This is a genomic window from Holophagaceae bacterium (assembly GCA_016720465.1).
Classification (GTDB): Bacteria; Acidobacteriota; Holophagae; order Holophagales; family Holophagaceae; genus JANXPB01.
The window spans coordinates 1469627-1485942 of the sequence record JADKKO010000004.1 but is presented as its reverse complement, the minus strand read 5'-3'; the positions used below and the strand labels follow the sequence as shown (position 1 = coordinate 1485942).

General features: G+C 50.2%; 17 protein-coding genes and 1 tRNA gene. 3 read left to right on the top strand and 15 right to left on the bottom strand.

The genetic code is table 11. From position 1 onward, the window contains the following. The first annotated feature begins 452 nt into the window (after positions 1-452). Positions 453-665 (top strand): hypothetical protein, encoded by a 213-nt coding sequence (locus tag IPQ13_13825; GenBank protein ID MBL0211969.1) that lies wholly within the window; start codon positions 453-455, stop codon positions 663-665. 74 nt (positions 666-739) lie between these two features. Here IPQ13_13825 and IPQ13_13820 read toward each other — a convergent pair whose 3' ends face one another. From IPQ13_13820 to IPQ13_13755, 14 genes are all read right to left on the bottom strand, one after another. Next, positions 740-1024 (bottom strand): hypothetical protein, encoded by a 285-nt coding sequence (locus IPQ13_13820; protein ID MBL0211968.1) that lies wholly within the window; start codon positions 1022-1024, stop codon positions 740-742. A gap of 490 nt (positions 1025-1514) precedes the next feature. Next, complete coding sequence (locus IPQ13_13815) at positions 1515-1916, bottom strand: hypothetical protein (GenBank protein ID MBL0211967.1); 402 nt, start codon at positions 1914-1916, stop codon at positions 1515-1517. 695 nt (positions 1917-2611) lie between these two features. After that, on the bottom strand, positions 2612-3172 hold the full coding sequence (locus tag IPQ13_13810) for a hypothetical protein (protein ID MBL0211966.1): 561 nt from the start codon (positions 3170-3172) through the stop codon (positions 2612-2614). Positions 3173-4173: 1001 nt separating this feature from the next. Further along, complete coding sequence (locus IPQ13_13805; protein ID MBL0211965.1) at positions 4174-4557, bottom strand: hypothetical protein; 384 nt, start codon at positions 4555-4557, stop codon at positions 4174-4176. 98 nt (positions 4558-4655) lie between these two features. After that, positions 4656-5060 (bottom strand): hypothetical protein, encoded by a 405-nt coding sequence (locus tag IPQ13_13800; GenBank protein MBL0211964.1) that lies wholly within the window; start codon positions 5058-5060, stop codon positions 4656-4658. A 97-nt stretch (positions 5061-5157) separates the two neighbouring features. Next, positions 5158-5685 carry a hypothetical protein gene (locus IPQ13_13795; GenBank protein ID MBL0211963.1) on the bottom strand — a complete coding sequence of 176 codons (528 nt, stop codon included), beginning with the start codon at positions 5683-5685 and terminating at the stop codon, positions 5158-5160. Between the two features lie 472 nt (positions 5686-6157). After that, positions 6158-6583 (bottom strand): hypothetical protein, encoded by a 426-nt coding sequence (locus IPQ13_13790; protein ID MBL0211962.1) that lies wholly within the window; start codon positions 6581-6583, stop codon positions 6158-6160. A 126-nt stretch (positions 6584-6709) separates the two neighbouring features. Continuing rightward, the gene (locus IPQ13_13785; protein MBL0211961.1) at positions 6710-7468 is read right to left on the bottom strand and encodes a hypothetical protein; all 759 of its coding nucleotides are present in this window, start codon (positions 7466-7468) and stop codon (positions 6710-6712) included. A 732-nt stretch (positions 7469-8200) separates the two neighbouring features. After that, on the bottom strand, positions 8201-8659 hold the full coding sequence (locus IPQ13_13780) for a DUF2059 domain-containing protein (GenBank protein ID MBL0211960.1): 459 nt from the start codon (positions 8657-8659) through the stop codon (positions 8201-8203). Positions 8660-9908: 1249 nt separating this feature from the next. After that, positions 9909-10403 (bottom strand): hypothetical protein, encoded by a 495-nt coding sequence (locus tag IPQ13_13775; GenBank protein MBL0211959.1) that lies wholly within the window; start codon positions 10401-10403, stop codon positions 9909-9911. Positions 10404-11050: 647 nt separating this feature from the next. Next, positions 11051-11398 carry a hypothetical protein gene (locus tag IPQ13_13770; GenBank protein ID MBL0211958.1) on the bottom strand — a complete coding sequence of 116 codons (348 nt, stop codon included), beginning with the start codon at positions 11396-11398 and terminating at the stop codon, positions 11051-11053. Positions 11399-11506: 108 nt separating this feature from the next. Further along, positions 11507-11923, bottom strand: coding sequence for a hypothetical protein (locus IPQ13_13765; protein MBL0211957.1), 417 nt, complete (start codon positions 11921-11923; stop codon positions 11507-11509). A 101-nt stretch (positions 11924-12024) separates the two neighbouring features. Next, positions 12025-12417, bottom strand: a complete 393-nt coding sequence (locus IPQ13_13760; protein ID MBL0211956.1) for a hypothetical protein — start codon at positions 12415-12417, stop codon at positions 12025-12027. Between the two features lie 1024 nt (positions 12418-13441). Next, positions 13442-13789: a hypothetical protein gene (locus tag IPQ13_13755; protein MBL0211955.1), complete on the bottom strand. Its 348-nt coding sequence runs from the start codon at positions 13787-13789 to the stop codon at positions 13442-13444. A gap of 608 nt (positions 13790-14397) precedes the next feature. Between IPQ13_13755 and IPQ13_13750 the strand changes: the two genes are divergently transcribed. Then, positions 14398-14634, top strand: coding sequence for a hypothetical protein (locus tag IPQ13_13750; GenBank protein MBL0211954.1), 237 nt, complete (start codon positions 14398-14400; stop codon positions 14632-14634). A 458-nt stretch (positions 14635-15092) separates the two neighbouring features. On the opposite strand, the gene IPQ13_13745 is transcribed toward IPQ13_13750, so the two are convergent. After that, positions 15093-15587 carry a hemerythrin family protein gene (locus IPQ13_13745; protein MBL0211953.1) on the bottom strand — a complete coding sequence of 165 codons (495 nt, stop codon included), beginning with the start codon at positions 15585-15587 and terminating at the stop codon, positions 15093-15095. 243 nt (positions 15588-15830) lie between these two features. On the opposite strand from IPQ13_13745, the gene IPQ13_13740 reads away from it, so the two are divergent. Next, positions 15831-15920 (top strand) — tRNA-Ser (locus tag IPQ13_13740). Positions 15921-16316 lie beyond the last annotated feature (396 nt).

The following is a 16316-nucleotide window of genomic DNA, read 5'->3' as shown; positions in this document are numbered from 1 at the left end:
ACTTAAAATCCTAGGCCCGTTGGGGATACTTTTAATCCAAGGAGGCGTGGTGAAGAGGAGTTTGATGGCCAGTATCGTCCCCGGAATCTGGCCTTGAAGGGGATCCCCATTGGGCGGGTTCCAGCCAAACGTTGTAGGTGATCCCTCCTTGGCCCAAGAATCGCGGTCGTTGGTATAGAGAGCTGCTAGCAGTTCCCCCATCGAACCAAGGGACATGAACACAGTCCCAAGCATGATTGGGAGACTCACAATGGCCGCAATCATTAACACCATCTTCACGGGAGCGCCTAACGAACAAAGTTAACCGGCCCGACCGTGAGCCGAATGTTTAAAGCATGACAGCAGCAACCCACGGTTGGGTCCGGGTTGAACGAGAGGTTAGGCTGGGTACTGAACTGGTTTTGAAGCATGTACCGACTCGCTGAATTTATGACGCGACTGCGGGAGAACGAATGATGGCCGATTTGAAAGAAGGTCGTGCCCACATGATACGGCCAAAATACCAACTGCCGACCGATGCCAGTGAGACGCCGCAAAACGTTGGCCCCGACGTGGCCGCTGAATCAGAAAGATCAGAGGAGCAGTTTTTGAACTTTGGACGTTACCCACCGCCCGAATCGCTTTACCGGAGAACCGCCCGCGTGCAGCCTAACGAACAAAGTTAACCGGCCCAACCGTGAGCCGAATGTTTACAGCATGACAGTAGTCGCGCACGGTTGGGTCCGAGTTGAACGAGAGGTTAGGCAGACGGCCTGAGGATATAAAAGCAGCCCAATAGAATCCAGAAAACGCCCCATTCCCAAATGGGAAGGAAAAGCATGCTGCCGCCACCAGAATGGTGAAACATGCGGCGTGGTTTCTTGATCAATCTGTACACGATATCGGCAACAACAATTAAGGCCCCACCGATAACTGTGAGTATTCCTTCTGAGAGGCCAGGTTTAACCGATTCAATGCCTATGGCGATGCCGAATCCTGCGAGGAACATTACTAAGCCAGGTGCGTTGAGGAGGAAGTTGTCCATAGCAGGTTGTAGGATGCCTAACGAACAAAGTTAACCGGCCCAACCGTGAGCCGACTGTTTAAAGCATGATGGCACCAACCCACGGTTGGGTCCGGGTTGAACGAGAGGTTAGGCCGAGGACTGGACTGGGTTTGATTCATGTACCGACTCGTAGAAATTTCTGCGCGACCGTGGGAGAACGAATGATGGCGCAGGAATGAATGAAGATTGTGCCGCATGATATCGCGCAACCAGCGAATACCGACCGCTGCCAGTGGTACGACCGATGAAGTTGGCCCTGACGTGGCCGCCGAAAGTGGAAAGATCAAAGGTGCAGCTTTTGAAATTTGGACGTTACCAACCGCATGAATCGCATTGCCAGAGATCCGCCCGCTTGCAGCCTAACGAACAAAGTTAACCGGCCCGACCGTGAGCCGACTGTTTAAAGCATGACAGCAGCAACCCACGGTTGGGTCCGGGTTGAACGAGAGGTTAGGCGGGGAATGGTGCACTAAAAGGATGCCGCTTGGATTTGGGAAATGGAGATGGTTAGGATTTCTGGGCCAGAAGGGGCATTAGTAATGTGAATTAAATCGCCATCTTGTTTTAACGAAGGCCTGACCCCTTGAAGGCGTTGAACCCGGAGAGCCTCTGTCCAACCTTCGTGAAGGTCATACACGAACGCCCACACTTCTGATGAGAACGAGTCGGTGGACATGTTTCTAACCACCACAAGCAGGGACTTGCCATTGTGTTTGTACTCACGAATCTCGGCACCAGGATAAGAAGAGTCTTTGACCCATTTGTAGATTCCTTCCTTCGCGACAAATGCCAGGGGGGCATTTTGGGCAAAGATTGGCATCCAAGAAAAGAGAAGTAGAAAGGTGGCAATGAGGGTTGGTTTACTGTTCATCGAGGCGCCTAACGAACAAAGTTAACCGGCCCGACCGTGAGCCGAAGGTTTAAAGCATGATGGCAGCAACCCACGGTTGGGTCCGGGTTGAACGAGAGGTTAGGCTGCGAGATGGTCATTTCGGTATTCGTTTAGAAGCTGGGCCAATTCGGCCAATGGTAGGCCGTAAGAATCTGGTAAAGCACCCTCGAAACCTGTTAGGTCGGAGGCCACCTTTCGGAGCCGAGGTGACTGATCGTAATCGCCAGAGAAATTGAACACGACCATAGGGTGAAGGCCAACTCTGCCGACTGCAAATGACTCGACCTCAGACCAGAGATATCTGTGCGATCTGAAAAGAGAACAGACCCTGAAACCTTCAGGGCGGAGTTCAAGATAGGCGCTGTTGGGTAGTGCCGTTACTGCGAACACTATGGCCATTAAACCGAAGAAAATGGCGAGGCCCCATCCAATGGATTCACCGGCAGACACCATCCAGACACCAACCAAGGCGAAGAGTGTCGACCCACCGGCAGTAGCGATGGTCTTGAGGCGGTTTGGCCTTAACACTCGAAACTGAACCTGATTCATACCGGGCAGCCTAACGAACAAAGTTAACCGGCCCGACCGTGAGCCGAATGTTTAAAGCATGACAGTTGTCGCGCACGGTTGGGTCCGGGTTGAACGAGAGGTTAGGCAAATTTTATGAATAGACCTTATGTGATCCAGGCAAGCATGGAACTTTCGATATGCCAATGTCCCCCAATCTTTTTAAGGAAATAATATGAACCACTGCCACCTCTTAGGCTGTCCGAGCCCTCAGCAAAAACTATGGCCAAACCGTTCTTTATATCAAAGCCTATAGGGCTAAAGGAAATAGTTGTAAATTCTGGAGATTCTACGCAAATATCGGTATTTCGAATTTGAATTTTTTGATTCCACTGTCTTATACGACCACTCTGTTTTGACTTTATTACTATGTTTTCAAAAGCCTTACGATATTGCGCAATCACAACACCGTCCGATCTTAATGAATCCGAAGAGCAAAAGAATTTCCAATATCCTTCTGGCCCTTCATGGCCGTCAAGTCCCCAGCAGAATGTTAGGTTCGGGCAGACCACTACCTTTTCTAAATATGAATATTTTTGGAATAACACTTCATAGACTTCTTGCTCATCTTTGCTTAAAACGATTTCTCTTAACGCCGGGACTACGTGGACCTGCCTTGAAGGCAAAGGTACGCAAATGAGGAAGAAAATCATTGAGCTGAATTTCATAGAAACCTTGTCTCTGGTGACGCCTAACGAACAAAGTTAACCGGCCCGACCGTGAGCCGAAGGTTTAAAGCATGATGGCAGCAACCCACGGTTGGGTCCGGGTTGAACGAGAGGTTAGGAGCGTAGAACGAATTCTCAGTGGAGACTTGAAATAATGGCGACGATTATTTGTTCTGATGTTGTATTAAAGCTTACCCGAGTGGTCAAAATGGTAGCCCCAGTTGATAACTTTATTTCGTATGGTTTTGTTCGGAACATTTTGAATCGTTTCTTTTCAGAAAACCATGAAATATTAGTAAATGCCGAATTATTTTCCACAGTAATACCGTTTGGTGTTTCACCAATAAATTCGGCATTCCATGGAGTATTAGCGCTAGTCAATGGGATATGAATACTGATCTTTGCCTGATCGCCATCTATCGAACATTCTCCAAAAATAAGAATCCCACGAGGTTCCGAGGAAGTACGAACCAGGGGGGCACAAGCGGTCCCGATCAAGGCAAAACCGAATGCGAAGGCAAGTGTGTACGCTCGCAATGTGAAGCTCCTAACGAACAAAGTTAACCGGCCCAACCGAGAGCCGAAGGTTTAAAGCATGATGGCAGCAACCCACGGTTGGGTCCGGGTTGAACGAGAGGTTAGGCCGAGGACTGGACTGGGTTTGATTCATGTACCGACTCGTAGAAATTTCTGCGCGACCGAGGGAGATCGAAGGATGGCGCGGCAAAGAATGAAGATTGTGCAGCATGATATCGCGCAATCAGCGAATGCCGATCGATGCCAGTGAGACGTTGCACGACGTTGGCCATGACGTGGCTGCCGAAATTGGAAAGATCAGAGGAGCAGCTTTTGAAATATGGACGTGCCCAACCGAATGAATCGTATTGCCAGAGAACCGCCCGCTTGCAGCCTAACGAACAAAGTTAACCGGCCCGACCGTGAGCCGACTGTTTAAAGCATGACAGCAGCAACCCACGGTTGGGTCCGGGTTGAACGAGAGGTTAGGAGCCCGCGGGGAGAGGACTCATTTTGATAAGGAAACGAGAAATGAGCCAGAAAGATAGGGGCGGGCCAAATGACAGCGAGAACAGAAGGTTTTTCTCATTGTACGAGTCATGAAATGGGCGAAGATTCAGCGACTCGAAAATGACTGCGATTAAATAGGTGACGATAAATGCAAGAGCAATGAAAAGGTATTTCTTAAGGCCGAGTGGACGCCAAAATTTGTAAGGAAATACGCACCAGTTCGCAATGAATCCCAAGGGAATGCCGACGGCCATACCGACCAGTCGATTGCCCGTGAAGATGATGCACCCCGCCATACCAAGGAACGCTGCGAATGGGGCAGTCAGCGTGAGCGCCAGGAGCCACAACACCAGATTCACGGGACTCCTAACGAACAAAGTTAACCGGCCCGACCGTGAGCCGACCGTTTAAAGCATGACAGCAGCAACCCACGGTTGGGTCCGGGTTGAACGAGAGGTTAGGGCTTCAGAGGAGGACCTTGGAATTTGAGAACTTTGAAAACACTTTTCAGGACTTTGGTTTCGTGGGGATTATTCTGGTATTGGTAGAAACTCCAGTCAAGTTCGGTATCAATGGTGATGGCTGAAAAATTGATAGATCCATTTTTGAAATAGCCTATTTGGGATTTCCTGGCTATTTGTAAACGTTTGTCTACTACCCGGTAATACCAGGTAATGATGTCGTATTCGATACCGTGGTGAATCTTTTCTCGTGAAACGGCAACCATGATTCCGTTAATTGAAATCAGCTCTGGGGTGTAATCGACAAAGAACTTCTCTCCTTCACGCTCAAAATAAAGTTGCCAGTCCTGTGCCGGAAGGCTAACGGTTATGAAGATGGATAGAAGCCAGGCAGCTGACATGGAGCCCTAACGAACAAAGTTAACCGGCCCGACCGTGAGCCGAAGACCTAAAGCATGACAGTTGTCGCGCACGGTTGGGTCCGGGTTGAACGAGAGGTTAGGCAGAGACATCGGTGACGATTTGCGACTTAATGTATTCAACCCATTCGTCGCATTCGGACTCAGAAAAAACTCTTTTGGGAAGAAACATGAGGCCAGATGGCATTAAATTAATTTCAATCGATTCTGCGGTATTGCTTATTTTAATCACTTTATTTAGATCAAAGTATAAACTAATTCCCAGTTTATGAAATCCGATTTTAGTGTCTGTTAGCTCATATTCACAAGGGATCGGTTTATCGGTACCAAGAAGTTTAACAATGTGCTTTCTATAATTTTTTTTCATTGTCTTTTTAAAAGTCAATAGATGAACAACGATGAATACTAATGAGAACAAACCACCTACTCCCATTTTCCCGGCTAAGTCATATGGGAAAAGCGCTGCAGGAACCACAAATAATATTGAACCCCACACGGCAAGCCCTATCCACATTTGCTTCCGGACAACTCCGGTGAGTTGAGCCAGGCGAAAGTTGACCTCGACAGTCTCATCAATTGTTGAGTCACATATTTTTTGAAGATGCATGGGGGGCGCCTAACGAACAAAGTTAACCGGCCCGACCGTGAGCCGAAGGTTTAAAGCATGATGGCAGCAACCCACGGTTGGGTCCGGGTTGAACGAGAGGTTAGGCCGAGGAATGGACTGGGTTTGATTCATGTACCGACTCGTAGAATTTTCTGCGCGACCGTGGGAGAACGAATGATGGCGCAGTAAAGAATGAAGACCGTGCCGCATGATACGACCAAAATACCAAATGCCGACCGATGCCAGTGGGACGACCGATGAAGTTGGCCGCGGCGTGTCCGCCGAAATTGGAAAGATCAAAGGTGCAGCTATTGAAATTTGGACGTTACCCACCGCATGAATCGTATTGCCAGAGATCCGCCCGCTTGCAGCCTAACGAACAAAGTTAACCGGCCCGACCGTGAACCGGATGTTTAAAGCATGACAGCAGCAACCCACGGTTGGGTCCGGGTTGAACGAGAGGTTAGGCAGATCAGACGGAGGGCGTTTTGCCTGCAAGCTGAGTGAACGAGGAATAACGACAGATCAACAATGCAAGAGCCAGAACAAGGGCTATACCCAAAAGCGCTACTTTCGGTGAGAAGGGTGTGATTAAAGCGATCCAGCCATAAACCCCACCAAAAACGATGGCCATACAACGACGGTGATGCCGCCCCGCAATTGAATAATGAATAATCGGAGAAACCAGCAAGCCAGCGATAAGGGCTGTGGGCAATAAAATCATGAGCACCATTGGATTGAATATGACCTGGGTGAACCTTGTTCCAAAAGCCCAATCGCTGGGTTGCAGCGTAAGCCAAAGCAACCAAATGAAGAGAAGAGCAGCGCCGAAACTCCCGACTACCCCGACAACGAATGTGCTGGAGAGCGTTATTGGGTTGTCGTCTGAATGGCGCATGATGCCTAACGAACAAAGTTAACCGGCCCGACCGTGGGCCGAATATTTAAAGCATGACAGCAGCAACCCACGGTTGGGTCCGGGTTGAACGAGAGGTTAGGCCGACGGGGAGGACAAATGCGCTGTTCAACATTGGGGCAATTGGCCAAGTGAGCGATATGAATGATCGCCAGGTTGCAGGACTTGTTCAATATGATTGGGTGGGATATTCGCTTGATAAAAGATATCAGCTCCGACATCATTAAACCCTAAGGCTGCGCCAACAAAGACTTTGTGTAATGACGGAAACGCATGTAGTGGTTGGTTAGGACTGATAAGGGCAACTACAATAGCCGGTTTACCCAGTGAACGCAGTCGATCCGTAAGTAGCTTCGAACTCGACGTATTATAAATTCCTTCACCACCCCAATTCGCAAGTAGTGGTTCACAGCCGCTTGGATGATTTTGGAATACAGTTTTTGATAGGATTAGACAAACTTGGTTTTCTCGATGATCCTGTTCGCCAGTGAAAAATACATTCGATTGGGAAATGAGTTGAGCCTCTTCCTCTGAAATCTCATTGGCTTCTTGTGCGGCTTGAATGCGATCCTGGATTAAATCCGTATTGAGTGTTTTAAGGCCATTTGCTTTTATCATTCGGACTTCATGTGAGAGAAGTCGTGTGCAGTGATACGCCCTTAGAAGGTGATCCCCAAGGTGTTCGCGAAATTCGCTTTCAAGTTCAAGCGGTATTGGGAGGTCTGAAGCATAGCTGGTTGAGCCTCGATATTTTTCAGCCCATTGATTGACTCTATCCTTGATGGAACACGGCCAAGTCGACGGGTCATCGATATCAATAATTTGGTGATTTGGTGGGTTTTGAAAATAGCGCTTTTCTATATTCATTCAAATCTCATTGAGTCGACCTAACGAACAAAGTTAACCGGCCCGACCGTGAGCCGAAGGTTTAAAGCATGACAGCAGCAACCCACGGTTGGGTCCGGGTTGAACGAGAGGTTAGGCAGGGGGCTGGGCTTGTGTTGATTTATGTACCGACCCGCTGAAATTTTTGCGGGACCGTGGGAGAACTTTGAAGCGCGCTGGGGCCGCTCATGACACTGCTCACTTAGTGCCCCCGATAAAAAAATGAAAGAGCCCTACAGTCCATAGTGCAAAAAAGAACCATGGGACTGTGAGGAGCAAGCCCGTAAACACCGCTTTGACAATTGCGGTAACTCGGTAGTTGTGGGCCCAAAAATACGGGAATAGTGAAAAAGAAAAAGCTACCGGAACTGGTAAAAGCCCTATAAACAAGAATACTGAAAAGGTGAGTCGAGTTTCTAACAGATGTTGAAACCATTTGGGCCCATAAAGGCCAGCTAGATCCAAGAGGCAATAAATTGCAATGGCAATGCAGGACACAACGAGAACCCGATTGAAGCATTGTCCAAAGGTTGGCCAAGGTTGCGTCACATCGGATGTCATTCGGTTGAAACTCCGCCAAGTATTTTTCATCTCGAAGGGCGCCTAACGAACAAAGTTAACCGGCCCAACCGAGAGCCGGAAATCTAAAGCATGAAGGTAGTCGCGCACGGTTGGGTCCGGGTTGAACGAGAGGTTAGGCGGCCAGGTATGAAATCAATTTGAATCAGATTTCTTTTCAATGGAATGTGAAAATTTTTGGGTAAGAGATGGAAGATGTTTTTTAATGTTTTTATCATAAATACTATTGGCCTGTTTTGCGATTAAGGGCTGAATTTGCAGCATCCGGCGCCCGGACGGAGTATTGTAGAAAGAAATTATATCGCGCATTTCTTTTTCGCTGTAATTTGACATATTGATGGTTGTTATTTCTTTTAAAAATGATTCATCTGAAAATACTTCTTTATACCAACCTTTATACAAAGATTCTTCTTCAGGTTTAATGCTACCGCTCTTAACCAATTCATCAGTTGAAAGACGAATAATTAAATCCGTACGTGCAGGGCCATTCTCCAATTTAGTCAATTCAAGGGCAGCTTGAAAGTGAGTATTTTGGTTAACAGGGTGCTTGCCACAGCCAGAAAGTAAACCGACCGAAGCTACGCCGATGGACAAAAGGTGTTTATGGAAATATGGTCGCATAATTTGGCCGCCTAACGAACAAAGTTAACCGGCCCGACCGTGAGCCGACTGTTTAAAGCATGACAGCAGCAACCCACGGTTGGGTCCGGGTTGAACGAGAGGTTAGGCATCGAACCGACCACCTTGGATTTGAATAACAATTGAGCAAGCGGGGCACTTGAATTCAGACAGTGGTCCCGTGGCTGGTTCAGTAAGAATCTTATGACCACATCGGAGGCATTTCCCAGATAGGTGGCCATCGGCATGTTGAATGATCATTGGATCAGCGCCAGAGAGAGCCCTGATAAGAGCAATATTCTTCCCGCGGTTCCACCAGAGAAATACCAAGAACCCAATTACGGCAAGTCCCAGGAATAGGCCCCACCAATATTTATCCGGATCGAAATTATAGAAATACGAAAGAGCAAAGAATGAACCTACACCTACTATTCCGATCACGAGGCCGACAAGGCGAAATTTCAGATCAGAGGTCATTGCGTGATCCAAGGAAATAGGCGACCTGACTAGAGATTAACGAGATGCCTAACGAACAAAGTTAACCGGCCCAACCGAGAGCCGAATGTTTAAAGCATGAAGGTAGTCGCGCACGGTTGGGTCCGGGTTGAACGAGAGGTTAGGACTTTCTGGCCTGAGGATCAAAGACTTCGTACAAATTGATACCTCTCCATTTGGATGACTCAAGAATCTCTAGAAGATAGCAATAAAGTGTGCTGCGTTGATCTGGAGTAAATCTGTGATCGAAGACAAGTGATGCTTGGTGGAACATTTGGTGCGGTGTTGATGAACAAAGCGCCGCAATGTGTTCGAGAATATATTCAATGGTTGAACCATCTGCCCCGCTAAGAATGGGATATTCCCTTGTGTAAATTTCTTGAAGACGGTTATGAAGCTGTTTTAGCATTCCCGACTGAATTCTCAATAAGGTGGCTCGATTTCGCAGAATGTATTCTCTAGGGCAGTACCGCAAAGTATTTGGAACATTTAGGTCCCATGCCTCGATTGCCTGAATTTTTTGGGACAACGGATAACAGCGGGTGCAAAGTTCTTTCGCTTTGTGTGGATACCTAATGGTCCCGCATTTCAAGCAGCTTGTGTTTTTCTTGGACCAGTTAGTCATGATGGTAGAAAGCCCTAACGAACAAAGTTAACCGGCCCGACCGTGAGCCGACTGTGTAAAACATGATGGCAGCAACCCACGGTTGGGTCCGGGTTGAACGAGAGGTTAGGGCTTCTCGCGATAGCCCTGAAGCATTGCTTTGAAGGCTGGGAAGGAAATCTCATGACCTTTGCTGGTCTGTGAGCTGATCGTGAAAATGAGGTAGAACTCACCCTCCTCGCCGTATGCAACAGACTCCCAGTTGCCCTGCCCTGAAGGTGAAAAGGAAAGCACCTGGAGTAGTTTCCCATCGCCATCAGGCAGAAATGGAGCGCGAACAATTTTAAGCTTTGGGTCGCGGCCCTTGAACTCAGCAATATCGTGATCAATCAAGGCACTGAGAGATTTGATCTCTGGCATACGTGGTTTGTAGATGGCCTTTGCGTAGATCACCGATTCTGAGTTGGAGAAAGTTGCTCCATGCTGCACAAACATCTTGGCGCCGAATCGCCGCGATACTTCAGCTTGGAACTCAAACCCCTTGGGAGAGCTAACTTTGGGCCACCAGTAAAGATTGATTCCTGTGTCCGATGGAACGCCTGTCTTTTCGATCTCGGCCATACACATTGGGCCAAAGACCAAGCAACCAGCAAGTATGATTTTCGAAATGTTCACAGAGAGCCCTAACGAACAAAGTTAACCGGCCCAACCGTGGGCCGACTGGTTAAAGCATGATGGCAGCAACCCACGGTTGGGTCCGGGTTGAACGAGAGGTTAGGAGGCCAGCCACCAAGATGAGGTATGAGACCGCAATCCAATGTTGGTAAGCGCTCATTAGTCTCCAGATTGTGACGCGTTGCTCTACCAGCCCATTGATATTCCAGTCGGCAGTCATGAGGAGGACTTTTTCACCTGGGTCGATCGACGGCCCGTCGATTGTCGAAATCGGAATAATCTTAGGTTGGGTTTCCGAAGATGTTCGGCACTCAATCAACCACCAACCCCCTGGAGATGGACCAACATTTGCTGTCACCTCTACGCGCCGATAGTGCCGAGGAGGGAAGAACAATCCTCCAAACCAGATGAATTGGGTAGCCACCCAGACGACGAGAAGGTGGCCGGCCGAGTGGAAGATCACCTGTGATACTCGGTATCGATTCATGGCCGCCTAACGAACAAAGTTAACCGGCCCGACCGTGAGCCGAATACTTAAAGCATGACAGCAGCAACCCACGGTTGGGTCCGGGTTGAACGAGAGGTTAGGCAGATCAAACAGCATGGTTCCAGAAGACAACCTTGCCATCACTTTTTCGGATGCCAATGTAGGCTGCACCACCAAGGGATTTGCCATCATTTGGGAAGAAGCCTTCGATAACCCAAACCCCGCGGTCGAGGGTTGCCTTGAATGGCTTCTGACTCTCCATCTGCTGATCGCCATAGATCCGCTTTAGGATTACCAGCGCAACCTCGATAGCCGTCCTTTCATCTGGAACAACATCGACCTCTTTGTGTTCTATCTTCGCTTCGTATACACCGAGGTACGGTTCCTGACAGCCAATTTGAGCGATGACCGACAAGAAGAAAATCAGGGAAAGTAATCGGCGTTTGTTTGGCATTGGCGGGCGCCTAACGAACAAAGTTAACCGGCCCGACCGTGAGCCGACTGTTTAAAGCATGACAGCAGCAACCCACGGTTGGGTCCGGGTTGAACGAGAGGTTAGGCCTCACGGGAGAGCAGTAGGAATTTGAGCAGATGAAAATACTCCAGATTCAATGAGTATTTGCTCGCAGATTACGTCCAAGAACTCATCGTAGAACATGAGCTTGAAGTGCTCGCTTTTGCTGAGATGTCGTGGCGAAAAACTCTTGAGCCAACTCGATTCCCCTAAGGAAACGAGTGCTCCCTTGCCCGTTGCGCTCCAATCTACCTGTGCGGTTTCGTAGTTCTCAACCTCTTCGGGGGTAAATAGAAATGCCTGTGCTCCAACAAACCTCAAGTGATGATTGGGATCTTCCCGCCCAGCATCTGGCAATGCGAAATCGACTGCCAGAAGTTGGGAACTCCCCGGCGCGATGTGAACATTGAGAAGAGTTGGTCCGCGCCCGTCGTGATAGAAGCTTTTGGCATGAACGATACGCATGTGGTGACGCCTAACGAACAAAGTTAACCGGCCCGACCGTGAGCCGAATGTTTAAAGCATGACGGTAATCGAGCACGGTTGGGTCCGGGTTGAACGAGAGGTTAGGCCGGGAAGAGAGCAACAGCGTTGAGTTGGATGACTAGGAGAATAGATGGTGGCAGCAGCATGTACAGCCAAGATTGTTGGGTTGTCATTTTAGAAATAATTGATTTCCCACGAGCCAGGCATGAGGCTCTAGGTGTGATCAGAGAATGAACAATCACAAAGCTGATAATAAACATAGTAATTAGATAAAGTGTTTCGTAATGAGGTGAAATGATATTGAATTTTCCAATACGAAATATTGAAGGGAAAAAGATAAGTGCCGTGAGAACTTGTGTCGCGCCTTCTGCTTTAAAGTGACCGATCCCAAAACCGCTAGGTTCTGCACCTGAAATTTGTCTGCAGTAGATCCAGTAAAAGCAGGAATAGTAGTCACGGAGATATCGGATCATTCGGAGCGCCTAACGAACAAAGTTAACCGGCCCGACCGTGAGCCGAAGGTTTAAAGCATGATGGCAGCAACCCACGGTTGGGTCCGGGTTGAACGAGAGGTTAGGCCGAGGAATGGACTGGGGTTGATTCATGTACCGACTCGTAGAAATTTCTGCTCGACCGTGGGAGAACGAATGATGGCACGGCAAAGAATGAAGGCCGTGCCGCATGATATCGCGCAAGCAGCGAATGCCGACCGATGCCAGTGGGACGACCGATGAAGTTGGCCGCGACGTGGCCGCCGAAATTAGACAGATCAGAGGAGCAGCTTTAAAAATTTGGACGTTATGCCCCGCCTTGACCGTATTGCCAGAGAACCACTTACAGCAAGCCTAACGAACAAAGTTAACCGGCCCAACCGAGAGCCGGAAATCTAAAGCATGACGGAAGTCGCGCACGGTTGGGTCCGGGTTGAACGAGAGGTTAGGCTGGGTACTGAACTGGTTTTGAAGCATGTACCGACTCGCTGGAATTGATGACGCGACTGCGGGAGAACGAATGATGGCCGATTTAAAGGAAGGTCGTGCCCACATGATACGGACAAAATACCAACTCCCGACCGATGCCAGTGAGACACCGCAAAACATTTGGCCCCGACGTGGCCGCTGAACGTGAAAGATCAAAGGAGGAGATTTTGAAATTTGGACGTTACCGCTGAAGTATTTGAGCGATGACGGGAGAACGAATGAAGGCTGGCTTGAATGAAGCCCCTGCCCCGTGTCACCACCAAAATACCAACTGCCGAATGATGCCAGCGCGACGCCGCAAAACATTGGCCCTGACGTGGCCGCCGAAATTAGAAAGATCAAAGGAGCAGATTTTGATTTTGGACGTTACCAACCGAAACGCATTGCCAGAGAACCGCCCGCGTGCCGCCTAACGGACAAAGTTAACCGGCCCGACCGTGAGCCGAAGGTTTAAAACATGATGGCAGCAACCCACGGTTGGGTCCGGGTTGAACGAGAGGTTAGGCAGAGGACGGGCTTAAAGTGGAGATGATAAGTCGTGACGCTCGCAGAACTGGCGACAAAGCTGAACGACAGAATCGCGTGGTTGAAACGCTCCACGTGCCAGGAGCCGGATATTTAACTCGCTCAGTCCAAACTCTTGCGCCAAGGCTTCCACTCCCTCAGCCGTTTTAAATAGAGGCTTCCATTGAGAAGGGCACGGGCAAAGCTGACCGAGAGAATACAGAATTATTGGGCGATCTCCGTCACCAGCACTCGACATTCCATGAGCGATGGCAATAAGAACCCAACCCTTTCCCAGGTAATCGTTGACCTCGTCCTCAACAGTGGTTTCAACAACTTGATCAACAAACGCGAGATCCATATGACTTCTCCTCAAATGAGGCCTAACGAACAAAGTTAACCGGCCCGACCGTGGACCGAATGTTTAAAGCATGACAGTTGTCGCGCACGGTTGGGTCCGGGTTGAACGAGAGGTTAGGGCGAGGATGAAAGAATCCGCTTGTTCCTTGCACCTGTTTCAACAAATTCAATGTACTCGGCCTCTTGTTTTGCCTGTTTAGGTGTTGGCCCAGAAGTGGGCCAATCTCTCTCGCCTAACGGTGATGAGAAATAAAAAATCGGTGACACGCGATATTTTCGAAAAAAGTGAAGATCTCCCCATTCTCGCCCTCGATAGATACCGAAGCGTAGCCATCCAGTGATTGAGCAGGCCGCCACGAAGACGAACAGGCCGATTTTCATAGCTTTGTTGGCCAAATGCATCGGGAGCCCTAACGAACAAAGTTAACCGGCCCGACCGTGAGCCGAAGGTTTAAAGCATGATGGCAGCAACCCACGGTTGGGTCCGGGTTGAACGAGAGGTTAGGCCGAGGAATGAACATTGATCGATCCATGTACCGACTCGTAGAAATTTCTGCGAGACCGTGGGAGAACGAATGATCGCGCTGCAAAGAATGAAGGCCGTGCCGCATGATACGACCAAAATACCAACTGCCGACCGATGCCAGTGGGACGCCGCAAAACATTGGCCCTGACGTGGCCGCAGAAATGAGAAAGCTCAAAGCCTATCGAACAAGGTTAGGCCTCGTTTCAAAAGACGCGCTTCTTGTCGCGAAATTTCGCAATGGCTTCCTTCCCGAGGAAGATGATGATGGCTCCAGGGATTACGTATTGAACAAGAACCTGTATCACCAAGCGAATACTTGACCGGATATTCTCACGGATTTGGTCTTGAGGAGTCCACGGGTCAAAGTCGCGCCACCCAGCCCAGAGACAGGCAAGAAGAACCAGCGTCAGTGTGACGTAGAGCCACACTCTGTTGCTGCGCGGTGTATTAAAAGACATCCGAGTTTCCTCCTCGAGGCCTAACTAAGTATTAGGCGAACCGGAGAACACGGTCGGCGGTACGCCTATTCGGGTTTTTGGAAACGTAAATGTTGACAATCCTGTGGAGTTAGGAAAAGCAAACACGGCCTAAATTTTTCCGGATGGGAGTTGGGGACGGAGGGGTGAGGGCCTCAGTCTAGCAGTTTGGAGAACTGGGCATTGTCGTGTGCAAATTCATATCAAATGGCGAGGTAGAGGAGAGGATTGGCTGGATTCGGGTGGAGGGAAAGAGGCTTCCCAGGTGCCGGATAGGAGCGGAAGCGGAATGGGAAACCGGACTAGAGGAAGGTGATGGCGCCCTTGTCCCACAGGGCCAGCAGCAGATCGGCCGAACCCGTGTCGGCCTGGCCGGATTTCATGTATTGCACGTAGCGGAGGTCCCCTTCGCTGATGTGGTGGCGCAGCCAACCGCCCATGAAGGTGCTGACCAGCATGGCCATGGAATGGTCGTTCTCCTCGAAGCGCTGGCCCAGTTCTTCGAGCTTTTCCATCAGCAGTTGGTGCTCGCGGATGTGGGCGAGCAGGTCCGGAAAGCCGTGGTGGGACATGATCGCTTCTTCGGTGCAGAAGTGCTCCTGGGTGTCCTCCATCAGGGTCTGGACCAGCCCCCGGATTTCATCCTTGGCGACTTCGTGGACGACCGCATCCTGGATCCGGTCCAGCGCCGTGAACAGGCGCTTGTGCTGCTCGTCGATGATGGGGATCCCCGTCTCGTACTGGCTCTTCCACTCGAACTTGGCCTTCATGGCGCCCCCATCCTGCCTGCTGGACATGGTGGCCCATGTCCGGAAGGTTTCATACACCTTCAGTGGACTCAGAATCAGGTCTTTTCGCCAAGGGCGAACGATGGTTGTGACCGATTCACACCTTTTCAGTCGCCTCCAAGGCCTGATGTGACTGGGATCACCCGGCCTGGGCTCGCCTGCCCCCCGAGTCCCTCCGAAAACCCCTCCTTGGCCCCGCCCCGCCCCCGTGTTAACTTCGATATTCCCTATGCCCAAGGGGAGCCACGACCTGGAGAGTTGTCCGAGTGGTTTAAGGAGCACGCCTGGAAAGCGTGTAAAGGTGCAAGCCTTTCGGGGGTTCGAATCCCCCACTCTCCGCCAAAAAGGCCGCCAAATGGCGGCTTTTTTGGCGGAGAGGGGGGGATTCGAACGGCAATGGCGCGCAGGTAGGGCCAAGCGGAGAGCGCGAGAGCGCTCGTAGCTGGTCCGCCGAAGGCGGAGGCCCGTGCGCAGCCAGTGCCGCGGAACGGAGCGCGCAGCGCGGAGTGAATCCCCACGGCTAGCATGGGTCGAGATCCCGATCGTGTCCCAAGCGGCTTTTTGGCGGAGAGTGGGGGATTCGAACGGCAATGGCGCGCAGGTAGGGCCAAGCGGAGAGCGCGGGAGCGCTCGTAGCTGGTCCGCCGAAGGCGGAGGCCCGTGCGCAGCCAGTGCCGCGGAACGGCGCGCGCAGCGCGGAGTGAATCCCCAAGGCTAGTGTGGGTCGAGATCTCGATC